This is a genomic window from Cellulomonas carbonis (assembly GCF_014636275.1).
GTDB lineage: Bacteria > Actinomycetota > Actinomycetes > Actinomycetales > Cellulomonadaceae > Actinotalea > Actinotalea carbonis.
In genome coordinates, this window is the sequence record NZ_BMEB01000002.1 from 300,912 (window position 1) to 317,917 (window position 17,006).

At 75.1% G+C, this 17,006-nt stretch carries 15 protein-coding genes and 2 riboswitches; of the genes, 13 read left to right on the top strand and 2 right to left on the bottom strand.

All coding sequences use genetic code 11. The features are described from left to right. Positions 1 to 73: 73 nt before the first annotated feature. The 6 genes from cheB to IEV86_RS06685 all read left to right on the top strand — a co-directional run bounded on the left by cheB (position 74) and on the right by IEV86_RS06685 (position 3,841). Positions 74 to 1,213, top strand: a complete 1,140-nt coding sequence (gene cheB, locus IEV86_RS06660) for a chemotaxis-specific protein-glutamate methyltransferase CheB (protein WP_188484599.1) — start codon at positions 74 to 76, stop codon at positions 1,211 to 1,213. Continuing rightward, on the top strand, positions 1,210 to 2,034 hold the full coding sequence (locus IEV86_RS06665) for a CheR family methyltransferase (protein WP_043610256.1): 825 nt from the start codon (positions 1,210 to 1,212) through the stop codon (positions 2,032 to 2,034). The genes cheB and IEV86_RS06665 overlap by 4 nt, the downstream gene beginning before the upstream one ends. Further along, complete coding sequence (locus IEV86_RS06670; RefSeq protein ID WP_043610254.1) at positions 2,031 to 2,414, top strand: response regulator; 384 nt, start codon at positions 2,031 to 2,033, stop codon at positions 2,412 to 2,414. Before IEV86_RS06665 ends, IEV86_RS06670 begins: the two co-directional genes overlap by 4 nt. Continuing rightward, positions 2,411 to 2,917 (top strand): chemotaxis protein CheX, encoded by a 507-nt coding sequence (locus tag IEV86_RS06675; protein WP_081978952.1) that lies wholly within the window; start codon positions 2,411 to 2,413, stop codon positions 2,915 to 2,917. Before IEV86_RS06670 ends, IEV86_RS06675 begins: the two co-directional genes overlap by 4 nt. Positions 2,918 to 2,993: 76 nt before the next feature. Further along, positions 2,994 to 3,353 carry a response regulator gene (locus tag IEV86_RS06680; protein WP_043610252.1) on the top strand — a complete coding sequence of 120 codons (360 nt, stop codon included), beginning with the start codon at positions 2,994 to 2,996 and terminating at the stop codon, positions 3,351 to 3,353. Then, on the top strand, positions 3,350 to 3,841 hold the full coding sequence (locus IEV86_RS06685) for a hypothetical protein (RefSeq protein ID WP_043610251.1): 492 nt from the start codon (positions 3,350 to 3,352) through the stop codon (positions 3,839 to 3,841). Before IEV86_RS06680 ends, IEV86_RS06685 begins: the two co-directional genes overlap by 4 nt. A 171-nt stretch (positions 3,842 to 4,012) precedes the next feature. Here IEV86_RS06685 and IEV86_RS06690 read toward each other — a convergent pair whose 3' ends face one another. Next, positions 4,013 to 4,717, bottom strand: a complete 705-nt coding sequence (locus IEV86_RS06690; RefSeq protein WP_188484600.1) for a M15 family metallopeptidase — start codon at positions 4,715 to 4,717, stop codon at positions 4,013 to 4,015. A 163-nt stretch (positions 4,718 to 4,880) separates the two neighbouring features. Next, positions 4,881 to 4,956: riboswitch (cyclic di-GMP riboswitch) on the top strand. Positions 4,957 to 4,972: 16 nt separating this feature from the next. Here IEV86_RS06690 and IEV86_RS06695 point away from each other — a divergent pair. Further along, positions 4,973 to 5,131: a hypothetical protein gene (locus IEV86_RS06695; protein ID WP_161784094.1), complete on the top strand. Its 159-nt coding sequence runs from the start codon at positions 4,973 to 4,975 to the stop codon at positions 5,129 to 5,131. Positions 5,132 to 5,181: 50 nt separating this feature from the next. On the opposite strand, the gene IEV86_RS06700 is transcribed toward IEV86_RS06695, so the two are convergent. After that, positions 5,182 to 6,951 (bottom strand): hypothetical protein, encoded by a 1,770-nt coding sequence (locus IEV86_RS06700; RefSeq protein WP_188484601.1) that lies wholly within the window; start codon positions 6,949 to 6,951, stop codon positions 5,182 to 5,184. Positions 6,952 to 7,447: 496 nt separating this feature from the next. Between IEV86_RS06700 and IEV86_RS06705 the strand changes: the two genes are divergently transcribed. From IEV86_RS06705 to gcvT, 6 genes are all read left to right on the top strand, one after another. Then, positions 7,448 to 7,972, top strand: a complete 525-nt coding sequence (locus IEV86_RS06705) for a low molecular weight protein-tyrosine-phosphatase (RefSeq protein WP_043608030.1) — start codon at positions 7,448 to 7,450, stop codon at positions 7,970 to 7,972. A 143-nt stretch (positions 7,973 to 8,115) separates the two neighbouring features. Then, complete coding sequence (locus tag IEV86_RS06710) at positions 8,116 to 10,458, top strand: putative bifunctional diguanylate cyclase/phosphodiesterase (protein WP_052426370.1); 2,343 nt, start codon at positions 8,116 to 8,118, stop codon at positions 10,456 to 10,458. Positions 10,459 to 10,575: 117 nt separating this feature from the next. Next, positions 10,576 to 11,037, top strand: a complete 462-nt coding sequence (locus IEV86_RS06715; RefSeq protein WP_043608043.1) for a TFIIB-type zinc ribbon-containing protein — start codon at positions 10,576 to 10,578, stop codon at positions 11,035 to 11,037. Between the two features lie 248 nt (positions 11,038 to 11,285). Further along, the gene (locus IEV86_RS06720; RefSeq protein ID WP_043608026.1) at positions 11,286 to 12,443 is read left to right on the top strand and encodes a pyridoxal phosphate-dependent aminotransferase; all 1,158 of its coding nucleotides are present in this window, start codon (positions 11,286 to 11,288) and stop codon (positions 12,441 to 12,443) included. A gap of 143 nt (positions 12,444 to 12,586) precedes the next feature. Further along, a riboswitch (glycine riboswitch) is annotated at positions 12,587 to 12,689 on the top strand. Between the two features lie 133 nt (positions 12,690 to 12,822). After that, positions 12,823 to 15,717, top strand: coding sequence for an aminomethyl-transferring glycine dehydrogenase (gcvP, locus tag IEV86_RS06725; RefSeq protein WP_081978833.1), 2,895 nt, complete (start codon positions 12,823 to 12,825; stop codon positions 15,715 to 15,717). After that, the gene (gene gcvT / locus IEV86_RS06730; RefSeq protein WP_052426368.1) at positions 15,714 to 16,952 is read left to right on the top strand and encodes a glycine cleavage system aminomethyltransferase GcvT; all 1,239 of its coding nucleotides are present in this window, start codon (positions 15,714 to 15,716) and stop codon (positions 16,950 to 16,952) included. Before gcvP ends, gcvT begins: the two co-directional genes overlap by 4 nt. Positions 16,953 to 17,006 lie beyond the last annotated feature (54 nt).

Consider the following 17,006-nt stretch of genomic DNA (forward strand, 5'->3'; position numbering starts at 1 on the left):
GCGGTCGATTGCATGCACAGCGCGGGGGACACCGCGTCGGCGCGGGACGTCCGCGCAGTTCTCAGGAGGTGCGGTGGCTCGGATCAGGGTCCTGGTGGTCGACGACTCGGTCGTCGTCCGCCGGCTCGTCACCGACGCGCTGTCCTCCGACCCCGCGATCGAGGTCGTCGGCATCGCCGCGAACGGCCAGATCGCGCAGGCGAAGGTCGAGCAGCTCCGGCCCGACGCCGTCACGATGGACATCGAGATGCCCGTGTGCGACGGCATCCAGGCCGTCAAGGCGCTCCGGGCGGCGGCCTACCGCGGCCCCATCATCATGTTCTCGACGCTCACCGAGCGCGGTGCCGCCGCGACGCTCGACGCGCTCGCCGCGGGCGCCAACGACTACGTCACCAAGCCCGCGAACGTCGGCAGCGTCCAGCAGGCCCTCGCGCAGGTCGCCGGCGAGCTCATCCCGCGCATCAAGGCCCTCGTCCCGCGCCCGACCGGCGGCGCCGTCGCCGGGGCGCCGGCGACCGCGTCGGCGACCGGCTCCACCCCCGGCCGGCCCGCGGCGGTCCCCGCACCCCGCACGCGCCCCGCCGTCGTGCTGCGCCCGGCCCCCGCGCGCCGCCCCGTGCGCGCCGTCGTCATCGGCTCCTCGACCGGTGGGCCCGAGGCGCTGTCGCGCGTGCTCGGCGGGCTCACCGCGGCGCTGCCCGTGCCCGTCGTCGTCGTGCAGCACATGCCGCCCGTCTTCACGCGCCAGCTCGCCGCGCGCCTCGACCGGATCGGGCCCAGCAGGGTCACCGAGTCCGCGGGCGAGGAGGAGCTGCGGCCCGGGTCGGTCCTCATCGCCCCCGGGGACCGTCACCTGACCCTCGTCCGGTCGGCCAACGGTGCGCGCACGCGCCTCACCGAGGACCCGCCGGTCAACTACTGCCGTCCCGCCGTCGACGTGCTGTTCCGCAGCGCCACCCAGGTGTTCGGCGGCGACCTGCTCGCCGTCGTCCTCACCGGGATGGGCTCCGACGGTCGCGGCGGCTGCGAGGACGTCGTCGCCGCGGGCGGCACGGTGCTCGCCCAGGACGAGCCCACGAGCGTGGTCTGGGGCATGCCCGGTGCCGTCGCCACCGCGGGGCTCGCGCACGCCGTCGTCCCGCTCGACGAGGTGGCCGGCGCCGTGACGCGCGCCGTGACCTCCTCCCTCACCGGGACGGGAGCAGCACGATGAGCCTCACCACGGAGAGCTTCACGTTCGTCGCGGACCTGGTCCGCCGCCGCAGCGCGATCCAGCTCGAGACGGGCAAGGAGTACCTCGTCGAGAGCCGCCTCCTGCCGCTCGCGCGGGCCGCCGCGGCCGCCGACGTCGACGCGTACGTCCGGGCGCTGCGGGTCATGCCGCAGCCGGCCGCGATGGACGCCGTCGTCGAGGCGCTCACGACCAACGAGACGTCGTGGTTCCGCGACGCGCAGCCGTTCCAGGCGCTCGTCGAGCACGTCGTCCCGCAGGCGCGCGAGGCGCGCGGCGGCGCGACCGACCTGCGCATCTGGTCGGCGGCGTGCTCGAGCGGCCAGGAGCCGTACTCGATCGCGATGGCGCTCGCGGACGCGCTGCCGGGCCTCACGCCGACGATCGTCGCGACGGACCTCTCGGAGGAGATGGTCCGGCGCGCGCGGGCCGGCCGCTACAGCCAGCTCGAGGTCAACCGCGGCCTGCCCGCGGCGATGCTCGTCAAGCACTTCACGCGCGTCGGCACCGAGTGGGAGATCTCGGCCTCGCTGCGCGACAGGGTGCGCTTCGAGCGTCACAACCTGCTCGACCTGCCACCCGCGGGCGGTCCCTTCGACGTCGTGTTCCTGCGCAACGTCCTCATCTACTTCGACCTCGAGACCAAGCGGCAGGTCCTGCGCCGGGTGCAGCAGGTGCTGCGGCCCGGTGGCTTCCTGCTCCTCGGCGCCGCCGAGACGACCATCGGGGTCGACGACGCCTGGGAGCGCGTGCCGGTCGGCCGCGGCTCCGTCTACCGCTCGACCGCCCGGAGGGCAGCATGAGAGCTCTGGTGATCGACGACTCGCGCACCATGCGCCGGATCATCACCGGTGTCCTGGCACCGCTCGGCTTCGAGACGATCGAGGCGGCCGACGGCCGGCAGGCGCTCGACGTCCTCGAGGCCGGCACCGAGGTCGACCTCGCGTGCATCGACTGGAACATGCCCGTCATGAACGGCCTCGACTTCGTCACCGCGGTCCGCGAGAACCGTGAGTGGAAGGACGTGACGCTCATGATGATCACGACGGAGAGCGAGACGAGCCAGATCGTCCGCGCCCTCGCCGCCGGCGCCCACGAGTACGTCATCAAGCCGTTCACCCCGGAGGCCATCCGGGACAAGCTCCAGCTCCTCGGGCTGGTCGCCTACGAGGAGATCGCATGACCCCCGGACACGCCGGCCCTGCCGTCACGCCCGACACCCTCGGCATCGACGCGTTCGGCGGCGCCGACCCGATCTTCGCGATCGCCGACGACGTGTTCGCCGCCATGATCGACGGCGAGCCCGGTCACCTGCGCACGTGGGACGGTGAGCAGCCCGCCGTCGAGGACGAGATGCACGCGTGGGTCGACGTCGACGGCGCCGCGCCCGGCCGCGTCCTCCTGACGACGGAGCGCGACACCGCGACCCGCATCACGCGCGCGCTGCTCATGATGGACGCGGGTGAGTCGGTCAGCGACGAGGACTTCCGCGACGCCCTCGGCGAGGTCGCGAACGTCGTCGGCGGGAACGTCAAGGCGCTCGTGCCCGACCCGGGCGCGCTCTCGCTCCCGCAGGTCACGCACGAGGCGCCGGCGCTCGACCCGTCCTCGCTCCTGTACGAGCTGCCCCTGGACTGGCGCGGGGCCTTCCTCCGAATCAGCCTGTGGCAGCTCCCCACGACATGAAGCGGCACCGCGCGGCCCACCGGGTCGGCGTCGCCGCACTCCGGACAGCACATCAGCAGCACGAGGTGGAACCGACATGAAGGTCCTGGTGACCGACGACAGCCGGGTGATGAGGCAGATCGTCATCCGCACCCTGCGACAGGCCGGGTACGACTGGGAGTACGTCGAGGCGTCCGACGGATCGGTCGCGCTCGACATGCTCGGCTCCGAGGAGCCGGACCTCGTCCTGTCCGACTGGAACATGCCCGAGATGACGGGCATCGACCTGCTCCGTGCGATGCGCGCCAACGGCGACGAGACGCCCTTCGGCTTCATCACGTCCGAGGGCTCGACCGAGATGCGTGAGCTCGCCGACGCCGAGGGGGCGCTGTTCCTCATCGCGAAGCCCTTCAGCGCGGAGGTCTTCCGCGACACCATCGACCCGTTCCTCGCATGAGCACCGCCGAGACCCCGCTCCCGGCCGCGCTCGAGGTCCGCGAGCTCCTCGAGGGGCTCCTCGGGCGCGACGTCGAGGCGACCGTCGGGACCGCCCCCGTGAACCCGACGCAGCACCCGGGCGCCGTCGTCGGCGTGTACGTCGACGACCTGCTCAAGCTGCGTGCGCTGTTCCTCATGGACATGCCGCTCGCGGCGTGGGCCGGTGCCGCGATCGCGCTCATCCCGGCGGCCACCGCGCGCGACAGCGTCGAGCAGGGCCTCATCACGCCGATGCTGTTCGACAACACCGCCGAGATCCTCAACGTCGCGGCGTCCCTGTTCAACCACGACGGCGCGCCGCACCTGCGCCTGTACGAGACGTACGCGCCGCGCGAGACGCTGCCGGCCGACGTGTCGAAGTGGGTCATGGCGTACGTCAAGCGTCTCGACATGGAGCTCGACATCACCGGCTACGGCTCGGGTCTGGTCTCGGTGCTCGTCGTCTGAGGCCCCACGCTGTCGGCGCCCGCGCGCCCTGGAAGCCCGCGCGGTCGCCGCACGGCGACGGCCCGTCACCCCTCGGGGTGGCGGGCCGTTCGTCGTCGTGGGGGGGTGTCTGGCTGGTCGGGCGTGCTCGGGCGGCGTGGGGCGCCGGGGGAGGCCCAGGGCGCGCGGACGTCAGGCCGACGTCGGCCGGTACGTCCAGTGCCACGGCTCGCGCGGCACGTCCTCGACGAACCCGTAGCGGCCGCCGTTGGCGCGCATCCACGCCTGCGCCTTCGAGTCGAGCGCGAGGTCGGTCGCGATGGCCCAGCCGTGGTTGCTCGTGCCGGGCTTCGCGGCGAGACCGCCCTGCGAGTACAGGCCCTTGCGCCTGACCAGGTCCACCTGGGACTCGTACGTCCGGTAGGTGTCGGTGACGCCGATCGAGACGCCGTCCCGGGCGGCGGCGGCGCGCATCGCCTCGAGCGAGCGCGCGGCGGGTGTCCACAGCCGGTGACCGGGCGCGCCGCTCACCTCGCTCAGCGCGGACGCGGGGACCTTGCCGTTGCCGTACTGCTTGAGCTCGAGCGGGACGCCCTTGGCGTCGACCAGCGACCTCCCGGAGCCGACGGCGGCGGTGCCCGAGCCGGTCGCGGCGGCCACCTGGCTGCGCAGCACGTCGTCGAACGACGCACCGGCCGCGACGGCCGTGCCCGCTCCGGCGGCGCCCGCCGTGCCTGCCGTACCCACGACGGTGCCCACGACGGTGCCCACGACGGTGCCCACGACGGGGCTCCCGAGGACCGTGCCGTAGGCGGAGCCGACCGGCGCGGCGCCCAGCTGGGCGATGCGCGACTGGATCTCCTGGATCCGGCTCGAGATCCCTGTGAGGGCGTCCACGCGGTTCCTTGCGGTCGACGACGGTGACGCGGGGCCGATCGGCCGTAGCGCGTCGGGCGTGAGCACTTCCAGCACACCGGCCCCGGCGCGCCGGGTGAAACCGCTGCTCCGTTCGGGTGGCGGGGCTGGTGGTCCCGGTACGGAACGGGCATCTTTGCCAGGTCAGCGAAAAAGGCAAACCCGTCGTGAGGCGGGGACGCAAAGCCACGGGACCCACGAGGGTCAGCCGGGCTACCGAACGGAAGCAGGACGATCATGGGTGACTTCGCCACCGCCAACGCCGCACTCGCCGCGTCGCACGAGCCGTCCACCTCGACCCTCGCGGTCCCCCCGCAGGTGCTGGCCCGCTGGGCCGCCCTCGCCGGCGCGCGCGGCTGCCTCGCGGCCCTCCCGACGCAGGTGCGCACCGCCTGAGCGGTCCGCCGTACCGTCGGCCCCCTGCGGCCGACGCCGCCCCTCGTCCGTCACTGGTACGTGACGAGCTCCGGGAGCGGCTGGACGCCGTAGGTCTGGGCCGGTGTCAGCATCGGGACGTCCTCGTCGACGAAGTTCTTCCAGCCCCACGTCACGCCGGCGGGCGCCCCCGCCCGGAGCGCGGCCCACGTCCCGGCCTTCGCCGGCTGCGACCCCTGCCCGTCAGCGTGGATCATCACGGCGAGCTCCGGCCGTGACGTGTCGAGGCGCTCGCGCTCGCCGATCATCCGGAGCTGGAACTGGTGCAGCACGAGGAGCTTCTGCGGGAGCGCGTTCTCGCGCGTGAGGCGGGCGAGCCAGTCGACGACGGCGTTGACCTCGTCGACCCCGACCGAGCCGATCTGCCGCAGGTGGACCTGGTCGGGCGCGAGCCGCCACTCGGGGTCGAGCGCGAGCCCGACGTTCGGGTAGCGGAGCAGCTGCTCGTACTGCTTCGCCTGCGTGAGGAAGTCCGTCCGTCCGGGCTGGAGGTCGATGACGACGTAGATCCCGGCGTCGCGCGCGGCCTCGACCCACGGCACGAACGACTCGACGGGCAGCTCGTTGGAGTAGTTCCCGTCGGGCCCCGCGCCGGACGACGCGACGGTCACGATGATCTCGAACGCCGGCACCACGGTGTCGGACGTGAGGGCCTGGTACTCGGCGGCGAGCCCCTGCGCGCGCGCGACCGTGGCGGGCAGGTCCTGCTCGCCCAGCAGCCCGAGCGCGGACGTCGTCGGCGTGCCGTACAGCGCGACGAGCCGCCGGCCCGGGAACAGGACCTGCCCACCGCCGGGCAGCTCGACACCGGTGGCCGCGGTCGTCACGCGCCACGCGAGGTCCTCCGCGGTGCCGAACGCGCCGCCGACGGCGACCACCCGCGACGGCGCCGCCGCGGCGACGGCCCGGACCGTGGCGCTCGTCGCGCGCGGGTCGCCTCCGGGCACGACGACGACGCCGAGGCCCGCCGCGCGCGCGGTCGCGACGGCCGCGAGGTCGGTCGCGGCGCCCGTCGTCAGCAGGACCGACCCGGCGGGTGCGGGCTCGGGCCGGGCGAGGTGCGCGTCGTCGTCGGTCGGCGCGGCGGAGGGCTGGGCGTCGTCGGCCGGCTCCGTCGGGCGCGTGGTGGCGTCGGCGTCGTCGTCGGCGGGCGGGGTGCCCGGGGTGCGCAGCAGCACCGGGGCGGCCGGGTCGAGAGCCGCGACCGCCGCGACCTCGCCGCCGGCCGCGACGTCCACGGGCTGCGCGGCGGGCGGCTCGGCGTCCAGCACGAGGTCGCGGACCGTCGTCGCGAGCGCGGCCGGGTCGGCGGGCGCCTCGACCGACGGCGTGCCCGTCGCGACCGCCACGCCGCCGGTCGTGACGACGACGCGCGCGCCGAGCCGCTCGAGCTCGTCCGCGGTGGCGTCGTCGCCGACGGTGCGGTCCGCGTCGACCAGCACGGGTGCGCCGAGCGCGACGGCGGCCGACGCGGCGAGGAGCTGCGCGGCGACGTCGTCGGCGGGGGCGACCACGGCGACGGGGGCCGCGCCGTAGAGCGCGCGGCTCACCGAGAGCGACGCGGTGGCGGCGTCGTCCCCCGGCACGACCGCGGTCGCCTCGGCGGGCAGCGCGACCTCGGCGGGCACGACGACGGGCTCGGGCGGGGTCGTGCGGGCGGGTGGCTGCTCGGTGACCGTGCGCGTGGGCCCGGCAGGCGCCGCGGCGTCGACGGCGATCCACGTGCACGCGCCGAGGAGCACGAGCACGGAGACGGTGACGACGGCGGTGCGACGGGGCACGTGGTGGTCCTGTCGACGGACGGGCTCGGGACCCGGTCGACCCTAGGCGCGCTTCACGCGGTGCGCACAGCGCCTGCTCAGGCGGCCCGCCGTCGGCCGCCGCGGAGGACGCCGGGCCCGTGCTCGCCGTCGGCGAAAAACCCTCGGCACCGCCCGGGGGCGGACGTACCGTCGTCGTCACACGGGAAAGGAGGTGGTCCGAGCGATGATGTCTCTTCGGACGCGTGAGGTGACTGTCCGCTAGTCGCCCGAGTGCATCGGACGGAGTGCCTCCGGTCCCCTACCGCATCAGGCGCGGCAGCGAGACCCAGGCAGTCACCGCAGCCCGTGGGAGTCGTGGTCTCGTCCACCACGACGCGCCGGTCGTCCCGACCGGTAGCCCACGGGCTGTCCCGTGCCCGCAGGTCGGGGCGACGGGCCCGGCCCCGGTCCGGCCGGGCAACCGGAAGGGCGCCTCGGACGCGCCGGGCGTCGCCCACGCCGCCGCGCTGCGAGGATGACGGTCGTGAGCCGCACCTACCGCGTCATGACCGTGTGCACGGGCAACATCTGCCGCTCGCCGATGGCCGAGGTGGTGCTGCGCGACCGCCTCGAGAAGGCGGGACTGGGCGACCGCGTCGTCGTCGACTCGACCGGCATCAGCGACGAGGAGCACGGCAACCCGATCGACCGTCGGGCGCAGCGGGTCCTCTCGGCGCACGGGTACCCCGTCCCCGCGCGGCGTGCGCGCCAGGTGACGCCCGTCGACCTCACGGCGCGCGACCTGGTGCTGGCCATGACGGCGTCGCACGCCAACGCGCTGCGCCGGCTCGCGCACGGGGACCCTGCCGTCGAGCGCCGCATCCGGATGTACCGGTCGTTCGACCCGGCCGCCCCGACGGGCGTCGCCGAGCACCACCTCGACGTCGACGACCCCTGGTACGGCGACGCCGCGGGCTTCGAGGTCACGCTCGCCGAGGTCGAGGCGGCCGCCGACGCGATCGTCGAGCACGTCCGCGCGGAGCTCGACGCGCGCGGCTGACGGTTCACACCCCCGCCGGCCCGGGCGGCTGGCGGCCCACACCCGTCCGCCCCGGGCGGCTGGCCGCCCGGACCCCTCCGCGACGAGCCGCTTCACCCACCCCCGCTCCGCAACGGCGGGGGAGGCCGGTCGATGAGCACCGCATGACCCGTGCCTCCGCCGACGCCCCCGCGTGGTCGCGGCTCGTGCGCGCGGTCGCCCCGTCGGGCGCGACGCCCGGCGTCCGCGTCCTCGACGCGGGGCTGCTCGTGCTCGTCGTCGCGCTCGCGGTCGTGTCGTCGTCCGGCCTGGCCCCGCCCGCGTGGGAGGGACCCGTGGCGGTCGCCGTGTTCGTCGCGGCCGTCGCGCTCGCGGCCGTCCGCTGCGTGGCCGGACCCCGTCGCGTCGACGACGTGCTGCTCACGCTCGCGCTGCTGGGCTACGCGGCGAGCTGGGCGTACCGGGTCCTCGTGTACGAGACCGGGATCGACACGAGCTACCCGAGCCCGATGGACGCGATGTGGCTGACGTTCCCGCTGCTCGCCGCGCCCGCGATCGCGCTGCACGGTCGCGCGCGGGGCGACCGGTCACGGCCCGCGATGTGGGTCGACGTGCTCATCGGCGCGGCCGGCACCGCCGCGGCCGTCTCGACGTTCTTCATGGTCAGCGGCACGCGCAGCGGGACGACCGCGCTCGCGGTGCTCAACGAGGCCGCGTACGTCGTCGGCGACACCGCGCTCGTCGCCGTCTGCCTCCAGGCGGCGTTCGCCCGGCGCTTCCGCGTCGCACCGTCGCTGTGGCTGCGCATGGCGGGGGCCGTGACCCTCGTGGCGGGCGACGCGCTGTACGTCGCGGCCGCCGCCGGCGGCCGTCCGGACGACCTGGGCTGGTCCGGTGCGACGTGGCCCGTGGGCGTCGTGCTGCTCGCCCTGTCCGTCGGGCGCGCCACCGAGGACCTCCCGCAGCGCACCGTCCGGCGCGAGGTGCTCCTCGTCCCCGTCGTCGGGTCCGTCACGTCGGTGCTCGTCCTGCTGACCACGCGCGACGACCGGGTGATCCGGCTGCTCGCCGCCGCCGCGATCCTGCTCGCCGTCGGACGCATGGCGCTCGCGTTCCGCGAGGTCGACGCGCTCGCCGGGAGCCGTGAGCTGGCCCGCACCGACGAGCTCACGGGCCTGGCGAACCGCCGCGCGTTCTACGACGAGGCGACGCGCGTCCTCGCGACCGGGCGGCCGGCGACGGTCCTGCTGCTCGACCTCGACGGGTTCAAGGAGGTCAACGACTCACTCGGGCACGGCGCCGGCGACGCGCTGCTCGCACTGGTCGCGCGACGTCTCGCGGCTGAGGCGCGGCGCGGAGGAGGAGGACGCGAGGGCGACGTCGTCGCGCGCCTGGGCGGCGACGAGTTCGCGGCGCTCCTGCCCGGGGCGACGCCCGAGACGGGTGCCCGCGCGGTCGAGCGCATGGTCGGGGCGCTCACCGCGTCCTACGAGATCGACGGCGTGCGCGTGCGCGTGTCCGCCGCGGCCGGCGTCGTGCACGCGCCCGAGCACGGGACCACCACCGAGGAGCTCGTGCGCTGCGCCGACGTCGCGATGTACGCCTCGAAGGCGGCGCGCTCGGGCGTCGTCGTCTACGACGCGTCGCTCGACACGCGCAGCCGCACCGGCCTCCAGCGCGTCGAGCGGCTGCGCACCGCGCTGCGCGACGGCGGCGTCGTCGTGCACTTCCAGCCCAAGGTGGACCTCCGCACGGGTGCGGTCACGGGCGTCGAGGCGCTCGCGCGGCTGCAGGACCCCGACGAGGGGCTGCTCTACCCCGGCCAGTTCCTCGGGCTGCTCGCGCAGGCCGGCGAGCTGCCGCGGCTCACCGAGCTGGTCCTCGACGCGGCGCTCGCGCAGGCGCGGCGCTGGCGCGACGACGGCCGGCCGCTCCCGGTCGCCGTCAACGTGCCGGCCGACGCCGTCGTCGACGAGGGCCTGCCCGAGCGGCTCGACGCGATCCTCGAGCGCCACGGCCTCGACGGGTCGTCGCTCGTCGTCGAGGTCACCGAGGAGCTCCTGCTGCACGACCACGTCACGGGCCGCGCCGTCCTGGGCGAGCTGCGCTCGCGCGGAATCCGGGTCTCGATCGACGACTACGGCACGGGCTACAGCTCGCTCGCGTACCTGCGGGACCTGCCGCTCGACGAGCTCAAGCTCGACCGGAGCTTCGCCGAGGCGCTCGCGGGCGACCCGCGCGCCGAGCGGATCGTCGAGTCCACGGCCGCGCTCGCCCACAGCCTCGGCCTGCGGATCGTCGCCGAGGGCATCGAGACCGAGTCCGAGCGCGAGCTCGTCGCGCGGTGCGGGTGCGACGAGGCGCAGGGCTACCTGTTCGCCCGGCCCGCCCCGGCCGAGCAGCTCGCCGAGCTCCTCGCGGAACGTTGCCCCGTCCGCCTCGGGCGTGGTGGGGGCGGCGAGCGGGCGGGCGTGCGGGCGGACGACGGCGGGTTCGTCGTCGCGTAGCCCCGCGCTGCCGGCGGTCGGACGGGCCCGCGTCGCGCGGGTGGGTGGTCATCGGGGATGCTGGGCGGGTCGACCAGCGCGGACGCATCGGCGGGCGCGCGACCCGAGGAGGACGGCATGCGGTGCCCGATCGACGAGGCCGAGCTCGTCATGACCGAGCGGCAGGGGATCGAGATCGACTACTGCCCGCGGTGCCGAGGCGTGTGGCTCGACCGGGGTGAGCTCGACAAGATCATCGAGCGGTCGACGACGCCCGCTGCGGCGCAGGCCGCGATGGACGCCGCGACCGGTGAGTACCGGCCGGACCACCACGACCGCGCCTACGAGCCGCGGTTCGCCGACCCGCGCGGCGCCGGCTACGGCGCACCCGCACCCGACCCCCGCGGCGGCGCGTACCCGGGCGGCGGCTACGGCGAGCGGCCCTACGTGCAGCCCGGCTACGGCCAGCCCGGCTACGAGCAGCGCGGGTACGACCAGCGCGGGTACGACCAGCGCGGCATCGACCCACGGACCGGGCGCCCCTACGGCAAGCGCAAGAAGAAGGGCTCGTTCCTCGAGGACCTCTTCGACTTCGACTGACACCGCCCGCCGCCCGCCGCCCGCCGCCCGACGGCGGACGGCGGACGGGACGGCGGACCGGCCGCGTCGCCGCCCGGCTCCCGCCGTGCACCCGCCGAGTTCGCGTTCTCCTGGTCGAGTTCGCGTGTGTCGACCGCGAACTCGGCGCAGGAACGCGAAGTCGGCGGTGGGGCAGGCAGGACCCCAACCCGGCCCCGCCCCGTGAGCCCGCCGGCCCGTGCGTGCGGTCGGGCGGGCACGATGGGGGCATGAAGGTCTCCCGGCGCTCGCAGGTCCCGCCGTTCGCCGTCATGCAGGTGCTGGCCGCCGCGAACGCGCGCCGGGCCGCGGGCGAGCCCGTGATCAGCCTGTGCGCGGGTCAGCCCACGGCCGGGGCCCCCGCGCCGGTGCGGGAGGCGGCCCGGCAGGCCCTCGCCGACGGCGACCTCGGGTACACCGAGGCGGTCGGGACCCCGGCGCTGCGCCTAGCGATCGCCGAGCACTACGGCCGCTGGTACGGCGTCGACGTCGACCCCGCGCGCGTGGCCGTGACGACCGGCTCGTCGGGGGCGTTCCTGCTCGCGTTCCTCGCGGCCTTCGAGCCCGGCGACCGGGTGCTCCTCGCGCGTCCTGGCTACCCCGCGTACCGCAACATCCTCGTGTCGCTCGGCGTCGAGGTGGTCGAGGTGGCGTGCGGTCCCGAGAGCCGCTACCAGCCGACGACGGCGCACCTCACCGAGGCGTACTACGCGGGCGGGCTCGACGGGGTCGTCCTCGCGAGCCCCGCGAACCCGACCGGGACCATGGTCGACGCCGACGGGCTCGCCGCGATCGCCGACTGGTGCGCCGAGTACGACGTCCGCCTGGTGAGCGACGAGATCTACCACGGCATCACGTACGGCGAGGGGGCGCAGCAGCAGGCGACGGCCGCCCGCTACGGGGACGCGGGCGCCGTCGTCGTGTCGAGCTTCTCGAAGTACTGGGCGATGACGGGGTGGCGGCTGGGCTGGCTCGTGCTGCCGCCCGACCTCGTGCCGGCCGTCGACGCGCTCGCGGGGAACCTCGCGCTGTGCCCGCCCGCCCTCGCGCAGCACGCGGCCCTCGCGGCGCTGACCCCCGAGGCGTACGCCGAGTGCGACGCGCTCGTCGCCGGGTACGCGGCGACGCGGGAGCTGCTGCTGCGGCGCCTGCCCGAGCTCGGCTGGCGCGTGGCCCCGCCCGACGGCGCGTTCTACCTCTACGCCGACGTCGGGACGGACGACTCGGTCGCGTGGTGCGAGCGCCTCCTGGCCGACACGGGCGTCGCGCTCACCCCCGGCACGGACTTCGACCCGGTCGACGGTCACCGCTGGGTCCGGCTCTCCTTCGCGGCCTCGACGCCCCTGGTCGACGAGGCGGTCACCCGCATCGCTGCCTGGCGGCGCTAACCCCTCCGTCGAGATGAGACTTCGCGTCGGCATGTCGCGCGACACGCCGACGCGGAGTCTTATCTCGACGACAGGGGTGGAGAGGGGAGCTGATGCGTCCCGCGAGTACGCTCGACCACAGCAGGACAACTGAACACGCTGCTCGAACCGTGACGGGAGAGTCCCGCCCCAGCCTGGCGGCGGGGGCGGGCGCCGAAGGAGCAACCTCCCCGGGAATCTCTCAGGCCCACGTACCGCCACGGTGAGGCAACTCTGGAAAGCGGTCACCCGCGTGCCGAGCCCGGCGCGGAGGTGGCCCACCGACGGTGCAAGTCGGCGCGCCCCGGCCCTCGCGGCACGGCGGACCGGCAAAACTCTCAGGTCGCGACCCCGGTCGCGGATGACAGAGCGGGGAACCCTGACCCCGTCCGGCGTGCGCCGGGCACTTCTCCGGGAGCCCCTCGTGACCCTGCCCCACACCCCGGCCGCCGACGGCTTCGCCGACCGTCACATCGGCCCGCGCCCCGCCGACGTCGAGCGCATGCTCGAGGCCGTCGGCGCGTTCTCGCTCGACGACCTCGTCGACCAGGCCGTCCCGAAGACGATCCGCATGTCCGGGGGGCTCGACCTGCCGGCCGCGCGCTCCGAGGCCGAGGTGCTGCGTGACCTCCGGGCGCTCGCGGACCGCAACACCGTGCTCCCGTCGATGATCGGGATGGGCTACCACGGGACCGTCACGCCGCCCGTGATCCGCCGCAACGTGCTTGAGAACCCCGCCTGGTACACGGCCTACACGCCGTACCAGCCCGAGATCAGCCAGGGTCGCCTCGAGGCGCTGCTCGTGTTCCAGACGGTCGTCGAGGACCTGACCGGGCTGCCCGTGGCCGGGGCGTCGCTGCTCGACGAGGCGACCGCCGTCACCGAGGCGGTGCTGCTCATGCGGCGCGCGGTGAAGGGCCGGCCCGACGGCGTCGTCGTCGTCGACGTCGACACGCACCCGCAGACGCTCACGGTGCTGCGCGGCCGCGCCGAGGCGCTCGGCCTCCCGCTCGTCGAGGCCGACCTCACGGACGGGCTGCCCGCCGACGCCGACGACGTCGTGGGCGTCGTCGTCCAGCAGCCCGGCACGTCCGGGCGCATCCGCGACCTGCGGCCCCTCGTCGAGGAGGCGCACCGGCGCGGCGCGCTCGTGACGGTGGCCGCGGACCTCCTGTCGCTCACGCTGCTCACGTCCCCCGGCGAGGCCGGTGCCGACGTCGCCGTGGGGTCGGCGCAGCGGTTCGGCGTGCCGATGTGGAACGGCGGCCCGCACGCCGCGTTCATGGCGGTGCGGTCCGGTCTCGAGCGCATGCTGCCGGGCCGTCTCGTGGGCGTGAGCACCGACGCCGACGGCGCACCCGCGTACCGCCTCGCGCTGCAGACGCGCGAGCAGCACATCCGCCGCGAGAAGGCGACGAGCAACATCTGCACCGCGCAGGCCCTGCTCGCCGTCACGGCCGCGATGTACGCGGTGCACCACGGCCCCGACGGCCTCGTCCGCATCGCGCGGACGGTGCACGCACGGGCGACGGCGATCGCCGCCGGCCTGCGCTCGGCCGGTCTGGCCGTCGTCCACGACGCGTTCTTCGACACGGTCCTCGTCCGCACCGACGACCCCGACGCCGCCGTCGCGGCCGCCCTCGCGGCCGGCATCAACATCCGCCGCTGGGACGACCACCACATCAGCCTCACCACCGACGAGACCACCAGCGAGCACGACGTCACCACGATCCTCACCGCCCTGACCTCCGCACAGTCCCCCCGACCCGGAGCGGACGCACCCACGGCGATCCCCGACGAGCTCAAGCGGACGACGCCGTTCCTCGACCACCCCACCTTCCACGTCCACCGCTCCGAGACGGCCCTCCTGCGCTACCTGCGCCGCCTCGCCGACAAGGACCTGGCGCTCGACCGCACGATGATCCCGTTGGGCTCGTGCACGATGAAGCTCAACGCCGCGGTCGAGATGGAGCCGATCAGCTGGCCGGGCTTCGCGGACGTGCACCCGTACGCGCCGGCCGACCAGCGCGCGGGCTACACCGAGCTCGTCGAGCAGCTCGAGGCGTGGCTCGCGGAGATCACGGGCTACGCCGCGGTCAGCGTGCAGCCCAACGCGGGGTCCCAGGGTGAGCTCGCGGGTCTCCTCGCGATCCGCGGGTACCACCGCAGCCGGGGCGACGAGCAGCGCACGACGTGCCTGATCCCGGCGTCGGCGCACGGGACGAACGCGGCGAGCGCGGTGCTCGCGGGCATGCGCGTCGTCGTCGTCGCGACGGCGCCCGACGGCGAGGTCGACCTCGCGGACCTGCGCGCGAAGCTCGAGGAGCACGCCGACGACGTCGCCGCGATCATGATCACCTACCCGTCGACGCACGGCGTCTACGAGGAGCACGTGCGCGAGGTGTGCGACCTCGTCCACGCCGCCGGCGGGCAGGTGTACATCGACGGCGCGAACCTCAACGCGCTCGTCGGGCTCGCGCAGCCCGGGGAGCTGGGCGGCGACGTCTCGCACCTCAACCTGCACAAGACGTTCGCGATCCCGCACGGCGGGGGAGGCCCGGGCGTCGGGCCGGTCGCGGTCGCGGAGCACCTCGTGCCGTTCCTGCCCGGGCGGGGTGCGACGCAGGTCTCGGCCGCGCCGCACGGGTCGGCGGGTGTGCTGCCGATCTCGTGGGCGTACGTCGCGCTGCTCGGCGCGGACGGCATGCGGCGCGCGACGGGGACCGCCGTGCTGAGCGCCAACTACGTCGCGTCGCGCCTCACGCAGCACTTCCCGGTGCTGTTCACGGGCCCGGGCGGGCGCGTCGCGCACGAGTGCATCCTCGACCTGCGCGACCTCGCGAAGCGCACCGGGATCACGGCCGAGGACGTCGCGAAGCGCCTCATGGACTACGGGTTCCACGCGCCGACGCTGAGCTTCCCGGTCGCGGGGACGCTCATGGTCGAGCCGACCGAGAGCGAGGACCTCGGGGAGCTCGACCGGTTCTGCGACGCGATGGTCGCGATCCGTGGCGAGATCGCCGACGTCGAGTCCGGGCGCTGGTCCGCGGCCGAGTCGCCGCTGCGCAACGCGCCGCACACCGCGGCGAGCGTCCTGAGCGACGCGTGGGACCGCCCGTACTCGCGCGAGACGGCGGCGTTCCCGGTCCCGGCACTCCGGGCCGCGAAGTACTGGCCCCCGGTGCGTCGCATCGACCAGGCTGCAGGTGACCGCAACCTGGTGTGCAGCTGCCCCCCGATCGAGGAGTACGCATGAGCGCGACGACGTCGTCCACCGCCGCAGGGGAGACGGAGCAGCTGCGCCGCACGCCCCTGGACGCGGAGCACCGCGCGCTCGGCGCGACGATGACGGGCTTCGCGGGCTGGTCGATGCCGCTGCGCTACACGTCGGACGTCGCCGAGCACCAGGCGGTGCGTTCCGCTGCCGGCCTGTTCGACCTGTCGCACATGGGGCAGATCCGGGTCACGGGTCCTGACGCGGGTCGCGGGCTGGACCGCGCGCTGGTCGGGAACATCTCGGGTCTCGCCGTCGGCCGGGCGCGCTACACGATGATCTGCGCCCCCGACGGCGGGGTGGTCGACGACCTGGTCGTGTACCGGACGGGTGACGAGGAGTTCCTCGTCGTCGCCAACGCGTCCAACGCGACGACCGTGACGGCCGAGCTCCAGCAGCGGTGCAGCGGGGCGACGTCGGAGTCGGGCGCCTGGGTCGAGGCCGGTGCCGAGGCGCGTGCCGCGGCCGTCGACGAGCCCGCCGGCCCGGTCGACACCACGACCGCGCTCGTCGCCGTCCAGGGTCCGGCCGCGGCCGCGATCCTCACCGCCGTCGTCGTCGACGCCGACCGGGACGACGTCGCGGGGCTGCGGTACTACGCGTGCACGCCCGCCCGCGTCGCGGTCGACGGCGGGACCGTCGAGGCGCTCGTCGCGCGCACGGGCTACACGGGCGAGGACGGGTTCGAGCTGTACTGCGCCGCCGACGACGCGGTCGCGCTGTGGCGGTCGCTGCTCGCCGCAGGCGAGCCCCACGGGCTCGTCCCGGCGGGCCTCGCGTGCCGCGACAGCCTCCGGCTCGAGGCCGGGATGCCGCTGTACGGCAACGAGCTGGACCGCACGACGACGCCGTACGACGCGGGCGTCGGCCGCGTGGTCCGCCTCGACAAGACCGACGACGACGGGTCGCCGCTGCCGTTCGTCGGCCGCGAGGCGCTCGAGGCCCGCGCGCACTCGGAGCCTGCCCGGGTCCTGGTGGGCCTCGAGGGCCTCGGACGTCGCGCGGCCCGTCACGGGTACGCGGTGCTCGCGCCGCGCGGTGCGACGGTCGGGCACGTGACGTCGGGTGCGCCGTCGCCCACCCTCGGCCACCCCGTGGCGCTCGCCTACGTGACGCCCGAGGTGAGCGCGCCGGGCACCGAGCTCGCCGTCGACGTGCGCGGCCGGGCCGAGCCCGTGCGCGTCGTGCCCCTGCCCTTCTACCGTCGAGCCACCTGAGCGCCCGACGGAACCGACCCGCGACGGACGACGACGTCCGCCCGCGCACCAGAC

Coding starts and splice junctions, on each gene's coding strand:
- IEV86_RS06670 (WP_043610254.1), top strand. CDS start 2,031: ATGAGAGCTCTGGTGATCGACGACTCGCGCACCATGCGCCGGATCATC.
- IEV86_RS06720 (WP_043608026.1), top strand. CDS start 11,286: ATGAAGGTCTCCCGGCGCTCGCAGGTCCCGCCGTTCGCCGTCATGCAG.
- gcvP (WP_081978833.1), top strand. CDS start 12,823: ATGACAGAGCGGGGAACCCTGACCCCGTCCGGCGTGCGCCGGGCACTT.
- IEV86_RS06715 (WP_043608043.1), top strand. CDS start 10,576: ATGCGGTGCCCGATCGACGAGGCCGAGCTCGTCATGACCGAGCGGCAG.
- IEV86_RS06695 (WP_161784094.1), top strand. CDS start 4,973: ATGGGTGACTTCGCCACCGCCAACGCCGCACTCGCCGCGTCGCACGAG.
- IEV86_RS06685 (WP_043610251.1), top strand. CDS start 3,350: ATGAGCACCGCCGAGACCCCGCTCCCGGCCGCGCTCGAGGTCCGCGAG.
- gcvT (WP_052426368.1), top strand. CDS start 15,714: ATGAGCGCGACGACGTCGTCCACCGCCGCAGGGGAGACGGAGCAGCTG.
- IEV86_RS06675 (WP_081978952.1), top strand. CDS start 2,411: ATGACCCCCGGACACGCCGGCCCTGCCGTCACGCCCGACACCCTCGGC.
- IEV86_RS06665 (WP_043610256.1), top strand. CDS start 1,210: ATGAGCCTCACCACGGAGAGCTTCACGTTCGTCGCGGACCTGGTCCGC.
- IEV86_RS06710 (WP_052426370.1), top strand. CDS start 8,116: ATGACCCGTGCCTCCGCCGACGCCCCCGCGTGGTCGCGGCTCGTGCGC.
- IEV86_RS06680 (WP_043610252.1), top strand. CDS start 2,994: ATGAAGGTCCTGGTGACCGACGACAGCCGGGTGATGAGGCAGATCGTC.
- IEV86_RS06705 (WP_043608030.1), top strand. CDS start 7,448: ATGACGGTCGTGAGCCGCACCTACCGCGTCATGACCGTGTGCACGGGC.